At 38.9% G+C, this 19,312-nt stretch carries 7 protein-coding genes and 1 pseudogene; 4 read left to right on the top strand and 4 right to left on the bottom strand.

Annotation, left to right across the window (positions count from 1 at the left end; translation table 11 throughout):
- The first annotated feature begins 2 nt into the window (after window positions 1–2).
- Window positions 3–8,951: a hypothetical protein gene (locus tag IPP86_07755; protein MBL0138408.1), complete on the top strand. Its 8,949-nt coding sequence runs from the start codon at window positions 3–5 to the stop codon at window positions 8,949–8,951.
- Window positions 8,952–9,003: 52 nt separating this feature from the next.
- Window positions 9,004–10,494, top strand: a complete 1,491-nt coding sequence (locus IPP86_07750) for a T9SS type A sorting domain-containing protein (protein MBL0138407.1) — start codon at window positions 9,004–9,006, stop codon at window positions 10,492–10,494.
- Window positions 10,495–10,502: 8 nt separating this feature from the next.
- Here the strand turns inward: IPP86_07750 and IPP86_07745 are convergent, their stop codons facing one another.
- On the bottom strand, window positions 10,503–11,144 hold the full coding sequence (locus IPP86_07745) for a relaxase/mobilization nuclease domain-containing protein (GenBank protein ID MBL0138406.1): 642 nt from the start codon (window positions 11,142–11,144) through the stop codon (window positions 10,503–10,505).
- A gap of 245 nt (window positions 11,145–11,389) precedes the next feature.
- A pseudogene (locus tag IPP86_07740) lies at window positions 11,390–11,896 on the bottom strand (transposase).
- A gap of 576 nt (window positions 11,897–12,472) precedes the next feature.
- Here IPP86_07740 and IPP86_07735 point away from each other — a divergent pair.
- Together IPP86_07735 and IPP86_07730 are read left to right on the top strand one after the other, a co-directional pair.
- A complete protein-coding gene (locus tag IPP86_07735) occupies window positions 12,473–14,413 on the top strand; it encodes a T9SS type A sorting domain-containing protein (protein ID MBL0138405.1) in 1,941 nt (646 codons plus the stop codon).
- A gap of 40 nt (window positions 14,414–14,453) precedes the next feature.
- Window positions 14,454–17,300: a VCBS repeat-containing protein gene (locus IPP86_07730; GenBank protein MBL0138404.1), complete on the top strand. Its 2,847-nt coding sequence runs from the start codon at window positions 14,454–14,456 to the stop codon at window positions 17,298–17,300.
- Between the two features lie 138 nt (window positions 17,301–17,438).
- Here IPP86_07730 and IPP86_07725 read toward each other — a convergent pair whose 3' ends face one another.
- The gene (locus tag IPP86_07725) at window positions 17,439–18,134 is read right to left on the bottom strand and encodes a DUF1361 domain-containing protein (protein ID MBL0138403.1); all 696 of its coding nucleotides are present in this window, start codon (window positions 18,132–18,134) and stop codon (window positions 17,439–17,441) included.
- Between the two features lie 76 nt (window positions 18,135–18,210).
- A complete protein-coding gene (locus IPP86_07720) occupies window positions 18,211–19,164 on the bottom strand; it encodes a DUF3089 domain-containing protein (protein ID MBL0138402.1) in 954 nt (317 codons plus the stop codon).
- Between the last annotated feature and the right edge of the window lie 148 nt (window positions 19,165–19,312).

Here is a 19,312-nt window from a genome sequence, read left to right as displayed (position 1 = left end):
ACATGTTCCGCTCCTCAGCAATTCAAAATATACAACTCGGTTTGTTCTTAATTTTAGCTACTGTCACAAGTTTCTGTTATGCCGGAAATTATACGTGGAATGGCAATACTTCTACTGCATGGACAACTTCGTCAAATTGGACTCCGTCAGGTGTCCCAGGGTCTACGGATACCGTTACAATAGTTACCGGATCGCGGAATGTCTATTTAGCGGCAAACACTTCGGTTAAGCAACTTACAATGACTTCCGGAACCATAGACCTTCAAACCTATACTTTATCCGTTTCTGCAACAGGTATGTTTACGAGTGGTCAAATTAATAACGGCACATTAAGTTTGTATGGTACATCTACAATTACCTTTAAAGGGACCACTTTTGGAGCAGTAGTAAGCGCAACTGGAAACAGTATATTGTTAAATGGCTCGACCTTTAATGACAGCTTGAGTGTTGTGAAGAAAGGAACTGCCGGCGACAATGGAAAAGGAGGAAACACTTTCAATGGAGCTGTTTCAATTATTGACAGCGCATCTGGTAATTTGGTGCTATCGGATTCTTTTCCGGATGTTTTTAATTCCAGGACATGGGTAACTAACCGGAGTACAGGTAAAATTTATATTGCACACCGAGGAACAAGTAATCAATTTAATGGCGATGTCACTTTTGCTGGAAAGAATATCTGGTCAAATTATTATGGAACTGCATCATATAATGGGAATATTACTTTTGATACACCAAACGGAGAAGTGTACTTTGGTTATTCTACTGGTAATTGTTCACTTAGCAGTGGTAAAAATTTATTTATCGGAACAAATGGATTTAGTGCGGGCTTTCTATACCTAAGGAATTTTGTACAATCGGATTCAACGATTTCAGTCAGTTTAACTCTTACAGGTACAGCAAAAATTGCATTTGAAAGTGGAACTTCTATCAAAGCTAACGTAGCGGCTTCTGCGCCGTTTATTTATTTAGAAGGGACACGATTCTTAGGTACATGTTCAATAACAACAACCGGATCAAGTAATATCACTTCCCTAGGCGGTTCATATTTTGCAAAAGCAACAACCATTTTTCATAATCCGTCTGCTGCATGCACATTCACAAGTGGGAGTACCTCTGTTGACACATTTGCATCGCCTGTAATTCTTAAAAATGGCATCGGAACTATGAGTATAAATAATTCCCTATTCCTTGATAGTGTTAGCTTTAAAAACTTAAATTCAGTCACAGGTTCTGATCGCTATTACGTTGCAAATACCGGAAATGCAAGAATGAAAGGGAAAGTTGTTTTTGACAATGCCTTAGCTGGAATGAATTTTGGCAATTCCGGAGGAACAACTACCCTGGATTCAACAGCAACAACAAGCGTGGTTTCAGGGTTTACAGGTAATTTAACATTAAAGAATTTTATTCAAAGAGGAAGCAATGCAGTGTTCATTACAATGAATAATAATTCTACTAAAATAATATTAAACTCAGGCACTTCATTTGATGGAAGTTTTACCTATTATGGTCAATACATACAGTTAAACGGAGCTACTTTTAATTCCACGACGAATATTACAAGGTATGGAACCTCCAATGATATCAGTAACGGAGGAAATGTATTCAACGGAACAACCATTTTAAAAGACTCCAGCAGTCACAGCAATAATTTCTACCTGGCGTATGTGAACCCGGATGATTACAATGCCGATGTGTCTTTTATTCAAAAAGGATCGGGAGTAAATATTTATCCAGCTTATACAGCGAATTCAACTTTTGCTGAAGATATTTTCAATGAAAGCTCAAACTCCATTTACTTTGGAAATAATGGTGGCTGCGCAGTGATTGATGGAACCGCTTTGCAGGAAATAAATTCTACAAGTGTGTTGGAATTTAAAAAAGTAAAAGTCAATAAGCTCTCCGGAAAATGGTCTTTGAAAGCTCCATTGAATATTTCCGATTCTTTATTCTTAACGAATGGAATCGTCTTAGCCGATTCGACCAATAAATTTGTTTTAGGATCATCTTCCAACTGCAACGGAGGAAGTGATAGTTCGTTTGTAGAGGGGCCATTTTCCAAAACAGGCTCTTCAAGTTTTTCATTCCCCGTTGGAAAAGATAATTTCATTCGTCCTATTGCACTCGATTCCATTTCTTCATCAAGCACATTCACGGCACAATATTTTCATTCTTCTCCAGTTGTCAAATATGGTGCTTCAACCAAAGATTCAACACTTGGATACATTTCCGAATGTGAATACTGGACCTTAAATCAATCCGGAACATCATCTTGTTATGTTGATGTTTATTGGGATATCACAAAAACAAGTTGCGGAATTAGCGCTAGTGCAAATTTAAAAGTGGCCCGATGGAATGGAAGTAGCTGGAAAGACGAAGGAAACAGCTCGTATTCAGGAGATTCAATTAACGGACATCTTCGTTCAAGATACCAAAGTTCTGTCGGTAGTTTTTCAATTGGAAATTCCGTTAACTCTGGGCTTCCTCCAAGCGGTATCATCGCGAACTTCCCAAGGGCAATGTTTTTGGATAAAGTTTTTTCTGTTTTCAGAAATAGTTCCAATCAACCAGCAGTCGATGTTAGCTATGGTTTTTTGGGAACCGGAACAATTAACACTTCCACTAATTTGTATCCAAAAGAGCAAGCAATATTAGAATATTGCCAGGCCAATCACGTCACCCATTTGGTTATGTACAACCTTGGGGTTCTATTTGATAATTCTCAAATTCATTATCCAAATACTTCACTAAATCCTGATGTTGTAGTAGATAATTTATGCAGATTTATGAATGTCGCTAAGAATGATTATTGCATTGAGACTTTTGGAGCCGCTGTTAGCAACACTACAGAATTTAATGGTATTATGAATTATAATAATTCTCTTACACTCAGTTCACTAGAACGTGCATTAATCAATGACACTATACTGATCAATGCAATTGAAGATTCAACAATCTTAGCATCTGATAGCTTGTTTGATATTACTCAGTTATTGCGTTTGTCAATCAACATTTCTCGTTTTAACATCGGGCCATGTGCTGATTTTGATATTTTCACCACAGAGTATGAGTATTGGAACCTCGAAGGTGACTTTCAGTATTACAAGGATTTTGTAGACATCCTTTCGGCTGCGCATGTTAAAATTGAAGCTTACACATCTCGGCTTTATAACTATGCTGATCCCTCAACTGATCCAAATTGTATTCTTGATTACAACGATGGTAATAATGCAGGTTACACTGATCCTTGCACATCTACAACATTAAATAGGAAAGTTGATCAAATACTTGCGGTAAATTATTCTTGTTATAATGCAACAGTAACAAAACCTTTCGACAATGGAGTGGAAATACTTAATAATTATTTTAATAAAGTAAGCACCCAAGATTGGACAGTTTTTCATCCTTTGCATAGCGCAGAAGGTGGAGGATTGGGTGGTGTAAATTATCAAGGACTTTGGATGTCGAATCCATATGTGAGTGGAGTGACCACTGGTACTACACCAGGAATTGCTAGAAATATTTTTACGGTTGAGAAATTGTATTATGATGACTGGAGAACAAACTCTCATGTGGCGACAAATATAAATAATGCTGCTGAGAACATAATTCATCCTGGCTCACACTATTGGTTTACATCAAGCATTTTAACAAAGTACTTTAATAATCCTGCAATTATTTATCGTATTGATCAAACACCTTGTGTTGCAAGTGGCAATTTAGCAACTGTAAAATTCAAATACTGTGGTCCAGTTGAATCAAATATTGACTATACTTTTGATTTTGTGCATTCGGACGGGATTACAGCAGTTACAGGTATTAGTATTTCATCCACAGGAAATTCACTCACAGATATTTCATTGAATGATTATAGCACCAATCCGTCTCCGAATGCCGTGGACGATCTTATCATTTCGTCTGTTCCTTATTTGAGTGGAGATTATTATATAGCAAAAATGCATCTGAATTATTATAATCATGATCGAAGTATTCAATGCGGCAGTTACACATATGAACAAAAGGTTTATGTTTCAGATGTGCCACAAATTATTTGGAGCGGATCAAATGGTCAAATAGTGTGCGAGGAAGATCCTATCGTTCTTTATGCAAGTGTAAACGTGACTAGTCCTCAAACCATTACTTGGTACCGACGCCCCCATGCTGGAGGATCAGGAACAGCTTTTTCTCACGGCAATCAACAATATCTGGTATTGAATTATGCCGATAATGCTAGTATGATCGGAAACTGGGATATTTACTATGTAATTTCAGATCCGAGTGCAAACTCACATTGCAGTTCATTGACCAGTGATCCGGTAAATATTATTATCTCTGCTAATACGATTGTAAATATTACTTCAAATTGCGTGAGCGATCCTGGCAACCAAAATGTAATATTAAGCACAGATGCAACCGGTCCATCGCTTAGTTATTTATGGAGTGATGGGTCCACAAGTCAGTCCATGATCGCATATTACACAGATAGATATTCGGTTACTGTTACAAATTCTGCCGGTTGTTCTAGAGAAGCGTCTATCAATATCCCAGGAATTCCAACTTTCGATCCTGTGCCTGCTCCCGTAGCTTGTAATTATACTATAACTGAATCAGGATATGGTAGTACTCATAATGGAAATTTTAATTGGTATAAATTTAATCCTGCGACACATGCTTGGACACATTTAACGGGTAATAATTCATCTATTTCAGTTGGTCCTGGTTATTATTCATGTGTGATTACGATTGGAAGTTTGTGCCGTGCTAATCAAATAGCCGTTGGACCTACCATCACAAATTCTGTAGTTACCATGCCGAGTTGCAACCCGCATGCGGATGGTCAAATTGCATTAACTCCTGGTCCGGGCACAACGCCATCTTATAGCTGGAGTACTACTCCCACTCAAACGACCGCAACAGCTACTAGCTTAAGTTCCGGTGTCTATACAGTGACTTTATCAGATGGAACTTGTACTTCAACCGTTTCATTTACTTTAACCAATACTGTTACAGTTACTGTCGCAACTTCAGCAAGTCAAAATGTTTCTTGTAATTCTGGAGTAAATGGAAGCGCAACGATAAATGCTTCTGGTGGAGCGAGTCCGTATTCGTATTCATGGAGTCCTAGTGGAGGAACAGCGGCTACGACTTCTGGTTTAGTTGCAGGCACTTATACTTGTACTGTTACTGATGTGAATGGATGCGTTGGAACCACTACCGTCACAATATCTCAACCGGCGGCATTATCATTAAGTATGTCACACAATGACTGTACTTGCAATGGTCAGTCGAATGGTGATGCACAATTGAGCGTCAGTGGAGGAATGTCGCCTTACTCATACAATTGGTCACCTGTTACCGGAACAACAAATTCAATTTCTGGATTAACAGCAGGAACTTATTCCTGTACTGTCACAGATCAAAATAGTTGTACCTCAACGAGTTCGGTAGTGATTGCTTCCCCCTCCGCCCTCTCCCTATCCATGTCCACTCCCGATCCTGTTTGTGTGAGTGGAACAGATGGAACGCTTACTCTTTCGGTTTCTGGTGGAACTCCTTCTTACAACTATTCTTGGAGTCCTTCCGGCGGAACATCAAGTACAGCATCCGGTCTTGCTGCCGGAACCTATACCTGTACCGTTACGGATAATCATAGCTGCACAAGTACATCTTCTTCAACGATATCCTTAAATCAGTTTTGTTGCGGCTCAGCTTCAAGCCAGATGCTTAGCTCTGCAGGAGTCCTGACATCGGGAGTCTACTCTTCTCCAACAAATCAAAGTCTGAGTTTCAATGCTGTTATTTCAAGCGGAACAGTAGAATTTTCCGGACTTGACATTCTGATTGCAGAAGCTGTTTCAATCACAGTTCAGGCTGGATGCACACTTAAAGTCACGAACAATTCAATATTGCATGCTTGCGGAAATATGTGGGCTGGAATTATTGTTGAATCCGGTGGTACTTTGATAATAGAAGATGGCTCCACCATTGAAGACGCTGAATTCGGTGCAACTTTATTGAGCGGTGCAAACCTTTCTACCAACGATGCTGAATTTAACAGAGATTATGTCGGCATTTATGTTCCGGAAGCAGTGAGTGGAATGAATTCTGTCAACATGCTGTTAAATAAAACCCGATTCAGCTGTTCTTCAGCTTTGACTGGTAAATATACAAGCCAAGCAACAGATCCTGCCACGCGCTCTCTTTCTGGAATTTTTGTTAACGATCTTGCTTTGCTTGATCTGCAAGGTACTGTTGGCGGCACTCTAGCAGACCAAATTTATTTCAGCAATTTAAATTTTGGAATACTGGCCCACAACAGTAATTTGAATCTTGAAAATGAAATTCGTTTTGAAAATATCAAAAACTTTGATAATAGCTATAAGACATTAATCATTGATCGCTATTCACTCGGATCTTCAATTTATTCAGAAAGTACTACCGGTGCTGAACTTTTAGTAGTACTAAACAATCCATATTTCTTAAGTGATATGAATGGTATTTCCACATTTCGTGTAAACGCACAAATTGAAGGAAATACTTTTGGTAGTGTTTCAGCTAGTTTTAGAAGCGGAATTAGAATCACAAATTCAACGAATTTAAATGTGCAAATTCTCAATAACAACATAAAGGCTAGATACATTGGTATTGATCTTAATTTGAATGACCAAGCGCAAAAATTATATGTGTATGGGAACAATATCAATATGACAAATGGAAATAATCAATCTATCGGAATTAATGCGATGGATGGAGGGCTAGCAAGTAATTATTCAACCATTTCGCACAACATTATAAATATGGGCTCAAGTCCATTTAATTCAAGAGGTATTGTTGTGAACAATTGCAATTCATATAAAGTTGCATCCAATGACATTTACTTACCTGCTTCAATTTTATCAACCAGCGACGGGATTCTTCTTTCTGGATGCTCAAATTTGACTCTAACCTGCAATTATGTTCAAGGCACAAACAGTTCTTTGAGCCACTCATCTCAATATGGTATTCACACATCTTTTAGCCAAGGAGCAGATTATTTTTATAAATGTAATACTGTTGGCCACACATATGATGGTTTTTATTTTGAAGGGCCCAACTTAGGAATGTGGGAAAGTAATTCGATGTTTACTGACGCGTTCGGCCTACATATAACAGGAACTGGTTTAATTGGTAATCAAATTCACGAAGGTAATTTGTGGAGAGGTGCATACGGTATATTGGGAGCAAAAAATGAGAACATTCAAGGTATTGGTAACAATCAATTCATTGTGGATCCGACTTACCAATATCATTTACCAAATACTTTTGATCCCCCAGGAATGTTCACTAGTTTATCTGGGATTGATGCAAGTTGTAGTTCATCGGATATTGATTTTCCAGAATATTGTATGGACCCGGTAATTATTTCTAATCCAAATGGTAGAATTTCATCAAGTGATATTATGGTTGCATTAGATAGCATTCATAGTTCGGCGAATGACTCGCAAATGGTTTGGTATTCAAGAAAAAAGTTAATGCAAAAGATATTATTTGATACAACATTAACGTCTGAAGATTCTTCAATAGCTTCCTTTTTTAATAACAATAAATTTAATTTGCTTTCACAGCTTAGTTATATAAATATATTGAAGGATAGCTTAACCTGGATAGATTCTATTTCAACTTTGGCAAATTCTGTGAAAATAGATAGTATCAAATTTATGTTTGATGAAATTTCTTATTTTGATAGTTTGATTGTGAATGATTCCACATTAGATCTCGAAACAATTGGTGATTTATATCTTCAAAAGGATTCGGTTTCAAGGTTATTAATTGAGCAAGCTAATAAGGATCGAGAAGAGTTAGCAATTATGACATCCATTTTAAATTCCAGAGTAAGTGAGCTTTTGGACATTAATGATACTTTATCTTCAATGGATAAATTTGTTCAGAACGAAATCGATGTAAACCATCTTTACCTTTCAAATGTTTCGCTCAATGAATGGGATAACATCTATTCTGATTCCGTTAGTATTTATAATATCGCAAGCAAGTGCCCTTTAAGTGAAGGTCCATCAGTTTATGGAGCAAGAAGTATCTTTCATTTTATAAATGATGATGAAATTTATAATGATGATTTGATATGTGGTTCTCCTGATACATGTTCTATACTTGATCGGCCAGGTTTAGTCTCCGGTGATCCAAATTTTGGAGTATGCGAACAAACGTATCAATATTCTATTCCTTCAATGAGCGGCGCAACTTTTGGTTACAGGTGGGAAATTCCTTCAGGTGCTAGTTTTGTTGGTGATTCAACTACAAACACTATACTCGTATCATTTCCCGTTGATATACAGAGCGGCCTAATTTGTGTTCATGGTGTAAATGCTTGTGGAGATGGTCTTGATCGTTGTATGGCAGTATTTGGCGCACCAAAACCAGTGGAGGATATTTCTGGTAATTCAAGTGTTTGTGAAAATGATGTCGAAGTTTATACGTGGAATTCAGTACCTGGTAGTACGGAGTATAATATTATTTTACCTGATGGAGCCACTTGTTTAACAAGCAACCCAACTATCACAAACAGTGTTGTGGTGGAATTCGGATCAGCAGGTGGTGCAATTAGCATTATAGCTTCGAATAATTGCGGTAATTCAGACACAACTTCATTGGCTGTAGAAATAAGTTGTCGAACCAGCAATCAAAATTTATATAATGTAAGTCAAGAAAATTTACCTCGGATTTTTCCAAATCCAACCTATGGAACAACCACTCTTGTTTACAGTATATCAAATGATCGAGGCTATTTGCAGATCGTAGATCTATTTGGGGAAGTAATTAAATTGATTGAACTTGATGGAACTGCTTCTAGTTTGAAGTTCGATATATCTGAACTTGCACCACAAGTGGTGGGCTATAGATTAATTGATGGTGATAGAATTGTAAATTGTGGCAAAATTGTCATTATTAGGTAAATACAGCTAATTTGAATTTTTTGCTTGGATAATTTTGCACTACATTTGTATAGTGGAATTAAAAATTCAAAAACTTCTTTTATTAGGATTATTCCTTCCAGTATTCTTGTTTTCACAAGGGATAAGTAACCTTTGGCTAATGGGATATGATTATCCAAGTGGTCCACCTTGGGGAGGGATCAAAATGGATTTTGCTGGTGGTGTTTTGAATTTAAGTCAAGATAATAGGAATATAAATCTTAATTGTACTAATGGAATGATTTCTGATTCAGCTGGGAACATGCTTTTCATTTCTAATGGTGTGTATATTGCTAATTCGAATAATGATACATTACAAAATGGCGGAGGATTAAACCCAGCACCATTTACAGATAATAATTCATTTTTAGGTTTGCCAATTCCTCAAGCAAATTTGGTTATTCCGATTCCTAATCATTCGAATCTATATTATTTATTTCATGAAACATGTGATGATTATGGGTATAGTTATTCATCCTTTTTCTTGTATTATTCTGTCATAGATATGACATTAGATGGTGGAAGAGGAGCAGTAATTTCGAAAAATAATATTCTTCTAAATGATAGTTTGGTTGAGGGGCGCTTAACAGCTTGTAAACATGCAAATGGTCGAGATTGGTGGATGATAGTTCATCGTAGTAATAATTCAAATCAATACATTAAGTACTTGATAACTCCATATGGAATTGAAGGTCCTTGGACACAAAATATTGGAGCTGCAAGAGAAGCAAATTTTGGTCAATGTGTTTTTTCTCCAGATGGCAATTTTTATGCCTACTATGAGCCCTCGAATGACTTGGACATTTACCAATTTGACCGTTGCACTGGAGATTTTAGTAACCTAACTCATATTTCAATTAATGACAGTGCTTATGTTACTGGAGCTGCATTTTCACCAAACTCTAGAGTGCTTTACCTTTCTTCAGTAAGATATGTTTATCAAATAGATTTAACGGCACCAAATATATCTTCGACTTTATCTACGGTTGCTATTTATGATAATTATTATTCACCACAACATCCATTTGCTTCAACATTCTACCTTTCTCAATTAGCTCCAGATGGGAAAATATATATTAATTGTGGAAACAGTACTGTTGATATTCATGTTATAAATAATCCGAATGTTCTTGGGTTGGGTTGTGATGTTTGTCAGCATTGTGTTCACTTACAATTTTATAATGCATACACTATTCCTAACTATCCTAATTATTTCCTTGGAGCAGAATCTGGAAGTGTGTGTGATAGCTTAACAACAAGTCTTATAGATTTAGATCTGAAAATTAATTTTCAATTCAATCCAAATCCAATTACCGATGGTCACTTCACAATTACATATCCGACAATGAAATCGATTGGAGAACTTGAAATTATTAATCTTGAAGGAAAGGAAATAATAAAATACTCTTTGCCGGAGTGGAGTAGTATTCAGCATTTGGTTTTACCTCAACTACCATCCGGGATATACATGGCAAAGATGAGTAGTGGGAGTGGAACTGGAAGTGTGAAATTTATGGTTAAATAATTTTAAATTTATAAATTTAATTCCTTATGCTTTTTCTTTTTTAAATCCCTTGAACCCTTTAATTCATTATTTCTTTTCATCTCAACACTGCTTTCCTGAAATAACTCTGATGAAATTCCAAGTCTTGAGAATCGAAATATTTTTCCGTTGAAAACAATGCCTGTAACCCTTCCACTTCTTTGGTAGGTTTCAATTTTAGACTCATTCAACTTGGAGAAGAATTCCTTGATGGACACTGATCTTTGATAATTCGATCGTAATACTTTCAACAGTGACTCTTTATCCGTTGCTCTTGCTACCCTCATTTTGTATTGATATTCCTTTTCGGTAATTGAGTTTTTCCTTCCCTTTCCCCTTTGAACCAAGGAGTGTTTAAGTTCTGGGTATTTCTCAATTTGATATTCTTGGATACCTTTTGACAATTTACTCAAATTTGTTTTTGAGAGACGAAGTGACTTCCCAGTTTTGTTTTCTACACCGGAAGCACAAATGTGAACATGGTAATGGTCTTTGTCAAAGTGAGGGACTGCGATATACAGACCGTTTGGATTACGCAATCGAAGGTATTCCCGAGTCGTATCTTCAAGCATAGAAAGCGAAATATTTTTCGAATCATCCCTATGCCAAGATAGAATTACCCGCTGGGACAAGTCTTTAACGAAAGCCTGTGCGTCAGCGGACTTGGCCCGTTATAAAGACTAAGACCTTAGAAATATAGCGATTTTATTCCCATCTTGAACAAGTCTTAAATGAAGGCCCACGCGTTAGCTTAATGGTCTATAATAACCAGACCTTAGAAATCTAATATTTCTTCCATTCTTTTTTCTTTGCAACGAAGTAAAAAGGCAATTTTAAAATATTAATGCTGACAGTACTTAATGTCTGAATCAGATAATTAAAATAATTTGTGAAGTTCCAGAACTTCAACGTCTACAGGTCCTTGAATACCGGAATAATCCTGTGCACTGCTAAATCGATATTCATGAGGATAGGTCACAAGACCAGCTTCTACCGGGTTGTAATGAATGTATTGAATTTTACTCAATGTAAATTTCGGCTCAAAAACTTCTTCAGCGTGACTCCCGTTTTGCCAAATTTGATATTTGGTATTTAATTTATTTTTTTGGCCGTGATAATTAAATTTTTCGAGTAGGAATTCGCGCCTGCTTTCTCTTCCGGTAAGGATCATTGAAATAAGTTTTCCGGTTGTATATTTTTTAAAATCGCGAACGATGTCGCTCAGTTTCCCTTCTTCAGCCCTGCATAATAAATGAATGTGATTTGTCATGATCACATAGGAGAATATTTTTAGTGATTTCTTCCGAATGCAATAGTTTAAACTTTCACAAAGTAAATATTTGTATTCCGGCCTTGTGAAAAGATCAATCCGGTCAACAACGGTGAATTTACAAAATACGCCGCATCCTTTTTGTGAATTCTATACGCATATCCCATTTCACAAAAATTTTATTTTTCATTGAATAAATAAAACCAAATAAGCTGGTTCTTATAGTATGTATTTTTAATTCGGAGCTTAAAGTTTCTTGTGCTACTGAAAATCTTAACTACCATAAAAATTCAACCTAATGTTATAAGCAGGTTGCTGCTGAATTGAATAAAATGATTATATTTCTAAGGTCTAAGGCTTAATATCGGTCCAAGTCCTCCAACGCACAGGCTTTCGTTAAAGACTTGGCCCAGCGGGAGTAGCTCTGTAATGCAGAAACATGGTTGTTGACAATCGGACTCAAGTCTCAGTTTTTGGAAAATCCTCACCCCGAAACCACCACACCAGTGATAGAAAGGCTATTTTTCTCCAAATAACCCACCATTTTTACTTTTCCATACCTGGACTGAGGTCTTGAAAACCTTCATGCTTAAAGGCTTCAGAGATATTTCATTTATAAGGTAGATTTTATAAATTTGTCAAAGGATCTATGTAATGCGGCTAGACTCATAGGTTTTTCCTTTATCCGGAATGAAAAAAATTATCATTGTCTCAGTACTGGGATCACTATTGTTTTTGCTGACTCTTGCTTCTGAGAGTCAGGATCCGGCACATCCATTTCATACGCCTACTGAATTATTTATTCTAAGAAATCTTAGTACTTCGAGAACACCTATTGGTCCGGGAGAATGGTTTCTGTCTTCCTATAGTTGCCGGGGCTGTCATGGTCATGATACAACAGCCCAGGCTAACATCGACGAAAACGGGAATGATGTGAATCTTGTTTCACACTGGGAAAGCAGTATGATGGCGCTGGCCGCGAAGGATCCATTGTGGCGCGCGAAAGTCAGCCAGGAGATCCTGATAAACCCGCCGCATGAAGGACACCTTCAGGACAAATGTACTTCCTGTCATGCTCCTGCAGGCAGGTACAATCACTTCTTTCATGGTAATCAGTATTACAGGCTGAGTGATCTGGTGAACGATACTCTTGGATTAGACGGAGTGAATTGTGTGAGTTGTCATGCGATTGATTCCACTACAGGCACTACTTTTTCCGGTAACACACTATACGATACAACGCGTCACATTTACGGTCCGTTTACTTTGCCGGAAGTTGGTCCGATGCAACTTTATGAAGGCTATACGCCGACGTATAGCACGCACATGGATCAGTCTCGTTTGTGTTCTTCCTGCCATACATTGATTACACAAACAGTTGATCTAAGCGGAAATCTTACCGGAGGAGAATTCGTTGAACAAGCTACTTACCACGAGTATTTGAATTCAAGTTTCCCTGCCAATAATATCAAATGCCAGACTTGTCATATGCCGCAGTTGAGTGATCCGGTGGTCATCGCGAACGGGTTCATTGCACTTCAGCCTCGTTTTCCTTTCAATCAGCATGTTTTTGCGGGTGCAAATTATTTTATGTTGAACCTGATCAAGAATAATAAAAACAGTCTGGGTGTGAATGTGGAGGATGGGCGATTTGATTCAACGATTCAGGCCACCACAGCGAATCTCATGTTGAGTTCGGTGGATATGTCTGTCACATTCGACAGTGCGGTGAGTGATACCGGATTTTTCAGAGTACGACTTCAAAACAAGGCAGGCCACAAATTTCCATCAGGATATCCCGCACGACGCGCGGTTTTGCAGTTTGTTATTCTTGATGCTATTGGGGATACCGTGTTCAAGTCTGGAATTTTTGATTCAAATGCAAGAGTTGTAGGCGAAAATCCGGCTTTTGAAACTCATCACGATTTCATTTCCCAATCGGATATTCCGCAGATCTATGAACTGGTCATGGGAGATGTAAACAATAATTTTACTTCTGTTCTTGAACGTGCAGCTGTTTTGTTGAAAGACAATCGTCTGCCGCCATTGGGATTTACCACGAATCATTTCGCGTACGATACTGTTCAGATTTCCGCGGATGCTTTAGCGGATCCGGATTTCAATAAAGTTGGTATCACAGAAGGAACAGGTGCCGATGAAGTACATTACCATGTACCCATGCCAAATGTAAATGGTCCGGTGAGGGTTTATGCAAGATTGTTCTACCAGCCTGTACCTCCAAAATGGCTGGATGAAATGTTCCAGCTTTCAAGTGCTGAGATTGACACCTTCCGGACAATGTACAATGCCGCGGATAAGGTTCCATTGAAAATTCTGGAAGACAGCTTGTCTCTGAACATTACCGGAGTAAAACAAATATCCACAGTACAAGAAGCCCTGGTGTTCCCAACCATTACAACAAATGGCAGAGTGACAGCAAGAGTTGGAAAAGGAACACAAATCCTTCACATAGAAATGTTCGATATGAACGGAAGACAAATTCTGGAATTGAATCCTGTTGGAGGCAAAGAAGAAATCACGTTCAATTTTACCGGAACAGCGGGAACTTATTTTGTACGGGTTCGGTCAACAGCGGGTGAATGGACAAGAAAAATTTTGAAAAGAAATTAAATAAAAACAAATAGCATCTAAACCAGTCTAATCAAAAACCATGAAACACTCTACTCTTAAAGGTGTGTTGCTGATGGGGATGTCGCTCTTCATGTGCGGAATATTTTCCGCAAATGCTCAGCTTGCATTCACGGATGCCAATACCAGTCTCAATCTTGGCGGCATGTACAGCGGTTGTGCTGTAACCGTTACGGATGTAAATTTTGACGGGATGGATGACATCCTCCGGATGGATCAGGGCCACCGTCTCTATCTTGATTTACAGAATCGCGATGGAAGCTACACAACACAATTTTTATATGACATCGGTACTTCCAGCGCCTGGGCGATGACCTGCGCGGATGTAGATCAGAACGGATGGAAAGATGCGGTGATGGATGGTGATGGCGGAATTATTTTTGTAAAATTATTCGGCGCCGGAAGTACTGTTACCGTGACTACATCTACACTTCAGAACTCCGGATTCTTTTTGCAAAATGCAACGTTCGCGGATTTCAATAACGATGGATGGATCGATTTGTTCTGTTGTGATGATAATGCGGCTGCCCACATGTACCTCAATGATGGTACAGGTAATCTGAACATTTCTACAATGGTAAATTTTGCCGTTAATCCCGGTGTGAATTACAACGGTGATCCGGCAGATTCAGGAAACTATGGAAGCGCCTGGATTGATTTTGATAATGATGGCGACCTTGATTTGTATGTCGCGCATTGTCGTCAGAGCACATCAAGCCCTACAGATCTTCGCCGTATCAACAGAATGTTTGTAAACGATGGAAATAATAATTTCACCGAGCAGGCCAATGCTTACGGAATTGATATCGGCTGGCAAACATGGACTTCCAGTTTCGGTGACCTCGACAATGATGGGGATCTTGATCTGGTACTTACCAATCACGATCACACCAGCCAGATTTTTCAAAATGACGGTACCGGTCATTACACTGAATTGTTGTCAACAGGATTTCATACCAACGCGATTACACCTATCGAATCAGTCGTTGAAGATTTCGATAACGATGGCTTTGCGGATATCCTTGTAACAGGATCCGAGTGGATGTATTGGAAAAATAATGGTGACATGACATTCACCCAACTGAACGGATTGTTTGCCAATAACGGTATGCTTTCTTTCGCTACCGGTGATTTGAACCACGACGGGTTCATTGATGTTTATGCTTCTTATGGTGACATCTATACAAGTCCTTCCAGTTTTCAGGATGTCGCTTACCTGAACAACAAAAACACCAATCACTTCATCACTTTTGATCTGGTAGGAACAGCAAGTAATAAAGGTGCTATTGGTGGTCGTGCTACTATTTACGGACCATGGGGAGCACAAGTACGTGAGGTACGTGCTGGAGAAAGTTATGGAACTTGTAATTCATCACAATTGCATTTCGGATTGGGAAATAATCTGGAAGTGGACTCAGCGGTTATCTGGTTCCCTTCTGGAAATATTACACGTTTGTATAATTTGAATGCCAACCAGTTTGTGAATGTTGTAGAGAACAATTGTTCTGTCGCAGGAAATGTGATCTCCGGACCAAGTATTATTTGTGTTGGACAAACAATTACGCTGACTGCCGCAACCGGATTTTCATCTTACCTGTGGTCTACAGGCGAAACAACACAATCTATCCAGGTATCCAGCTCCGGTTCATACAATGTGCTGGTATCTGACGGTGGAACCTGTACTGACCTTTCACCAACTCTTAGCATTTCACAGAATCCCGATGAAACACCAAGTATTTCAACATCAGGAGACGTAAGTTTCTGTAATGGTGGATCTGTAACACTGACAAGTTCAGTTGCTGTTGCTTATGTTTGGTCGGATGGAAACACAACTCAATCTATCGATGTTACCACACCGGGTTCCTATACAGTTACCATCACCGGTGCCTGCGGACAATTTACTTCTGATCCGGTTACCGTTAGTATCCTGAGTTCTCCTGATCCGATTGTCAGTGGAGCCAGCGCAGTAGGACCAACTTCTGTTGTACTCAGTGCAACAGGAAATGATCTTTACTGGTATGATTCTCAAACAGGCGGAACATTGCTTGGTCAGGGTGCAACATTTACCACTCCGGTTTTATCGACTCCAACAACGTATTGGGTTGAAAACAGGACATCGTATCCGGGACCTTTGAGAAATACCGGAATGACTTATCACGCAGGAACATTGTTCAGTGGTCCTACAACCAACGGTACGATTGAATTTACGGTGAACAGTGCTTGTACTTTGAAGTCAGTAAAAGTTTATACTGATTCAGCAGGACTTCGTGAAGTTCAACTTACCGATGCATCAGGAACGGTGCTTCAGTATGCATCAGTAAACATTCCTGTAGATTCTTCCAGAGTGAATTTGAATTTCGCCCTCACTCCGGGTACGTACCGTCTCACCACCAATGCTTCCGTAAACCAAACTACCTTTAATCATAATTCACCACGTTTGCAGCGAAGCTCAAATGGTGTTGTTTATCCATATGTAACTCCTAACAATACAGTTGTTATCACAGGTTCCAATCAGGGCGCGAATTACTACTATTATTTCTACGATTGGGAAGTTGAAGAACAAGGTGCTGTATGTACCAGTGATCGTGTACCTGTTATCGCTGACATTCTCAATGGTATTGACGAAGCAGGATTGCAATCCGGTATTTCAATTTATCCAAATCCGGCAAGCGGCATCGTTAATGTAAATCTTGATGCAGCCACACCGGTGCATCTGAGCATTTATGATGCATCCATTCGTCTGGTTCGTGAGGTACGTTTTAACGCGATGAGCAATCAATTCAATGTTGAAGATCTTGCAGCAGGCGTGTATCAGGTTAAAATTAACAAAGGAGAAAACACCTATAATTATAAATTGGTAGTGCGTTAATCGAGGATAAAATTTTTTAAAGAGGGGAGGTCATCTTTGTATGGTCTCCCCTTTTAATTTTAGATTTTAGATTTTAGATTGATGATTTTAGATTGATGAGCTGAAATGGAGAATTTAGCCCGATTCCGTAGCGGAATTTTATTTTTTTAGCTGATGAAAATTCGCGGTTAGGTTGGTTCCTGTTTTCATGAATTTCATGGTCCAGAAAATCATATTCAATAAGATTCCCAGTAGTAAAGTCATGCCCCAGGTTTGGGGATGAGAAAGCGGATTGGCAATTCGCTCTCCAATATCATACAACAATGGACTTGGCTCACTGATGATATCCCAGCTGTTCCAGCGCTGGTAACGGCCAAGGTAAACGCCAAAACTTCCAAGGAATAAAAGTACAGTTGAAATCGTTCCGACCAGGAACGGATGTAACTTGCGAAGCAACAGATTTTCTATTTCAAACAAACTGATAAATCCGAATGCAAGTCCGGTCCATGCATAGGAAAGTATAACGATGAGGTCATACCATAGAGGAACCGGATTTCGTGCTTTCAGGTGAAAGAGATCTGTGAGTATGTAAGGAGAATTTGGAAAGAAAAGCAACCATGTTCCCAGGAGCAGACACAGAGCGAAGATTCCCTTGGGTTGATTTTTCCATCCTGCAAGAATGGTCCCGACACACCATGGTATAAATGCGAGAAAGAGATTCCAGTTCAGGAAGAGATAGGTAGCTGTTCCTGTGAAATAATATCGAACGGCCGACAGCGCGAAACAAAACAAGGACATACTGAATAAAAACAAGGCGGTACGAAAGCGTAAAGTGAGGAATGATTGAGTGGTCATGGCATGCGTATTTCAGCCATAACGTGAGCAAAGAAAGGAAATTGAATTTTTAAGAAATTATAACACGGGACTTTGCCTAATTACGCTGATGTTTTAAAAACTCGGCAATCCGTTTTTGCGCGTTTCGGCGGATACTCATGTAGAAGAGATTGAAATCCGCGATGTGGTAATTTTTCAGATTGTACAGACGGCTGCCGGTAAAATGTGGTCTTGAAATACGCAAAACACCATCTTTTATATCCACCTGTGCATCACAAACTTTTTCAACGATGCGATCGAAATTTTTAAGAATTGTTCCGGGATTTAATTCCCTGGGAATATTTATTGTATCCGTTTTCCAGCTGAGTGGATTTGTGCATACCGCCGGATGAAGCGGTTGAACATATCCTTCCGGATAAAAATCCCGCGCGTAGGTACGCCAGGAAGTATAGCATCCGGTTTCAGTGGAGTCGTCGCAGGGTTTTAGTTTTGTAAAAACAGAATCATAAACCGGCATTCCAACCAGGTAAGCTGCGACCAGTTGTCGGGACAATTCCTTTCCGTCAAAATATTCTTTCAGCAAACGGATCGCGTGAGTAGTGCCCTGACTATGCGATGCAATAATAATTGGTCGTCCCTGATTGTAATTTTTCAAATAATATTCAAAAGCACTTTTTACATCGGTGTAAGCGAGATCAAATGCTTCATTGGCTACGGATACCTGATTCGTAAAATAGGATGAAATGTTTGCTTGTCTGTATCGCGGAGCAAATACACGCGCAGAGCTGTTGAAAGTACTCGCCTGGTAAAGGATGGTTGTTTGATCAGTTCGTTTATTGATTTCCGGATCATCAATGTTCGCATTCCAGTCTTTGGAATGATCGGTAGTTCGGGTGTAAGTCGTTGGGTGGATAAAGAAAACATCGGCCTTCGCTTCAGATTGCATGTTTTTTTCACTACTGTGACTCGGAACACGGTCGGCATTATCCCTGAGTTCCGGTAAGGCAGCCCAGTTTTTCGACAAGCTGTAATCAGGTGTGGATCCGGACACTGAATCATATTCCGGAGCGTTTTTTTGTCCTTGGAATTTATTGCTGCAGGAGAATATTAAAAATAAGCATGATAAATACAGCAGAAAACCGCGCTTTAAGAACATGTTTCAAAGATAGACAGCAAAGACTGAAACGCAATGAATTTCA

The organism is Bacteroidota bacterium, assembly GCA_016720935.1.
Classification (GTDB): domain Bacteria; phylum Bacteroidota; class Bacteroidia; order AKYH767-A; family 2013-40CM-41-45; genus JADKJP01.
This window is presented reverse-complemented; position numbering and strand designations above follow the sequence as displayed.

Excerpts from the sequence above, each read along its gene's own strand:
- IPP86_07730 (MBL0138404.1), top strand. The coding sequence starts at position 14,454 with ATGAAACACTCTACTCTTAAAGGTGTGTTGCTGATGGGGATGTCGCTC.
- IPP86_07755 (MBL0138408.1), top strand. The coding sequence starts at position 3 with ATGTTCCGCTCCTCAGCAATTCAAAATATACAACTCGGTTTGTTCTTA.
- IPP86_07725 (MBL0138403.1), bottom strand. The coding sequence starts at position 18,134 with ATGACCACTCAATCATTCCTCACTTTACGCTTTCGTACCGCCTTGTTT.
- IPP86_07735 (MBL0138405.1), top strand. The coding sequence starts at position 12,473 with ATGAAAAAAATTATCATTGTCTCAGTACTGGGATCACTATTGTTTTTG.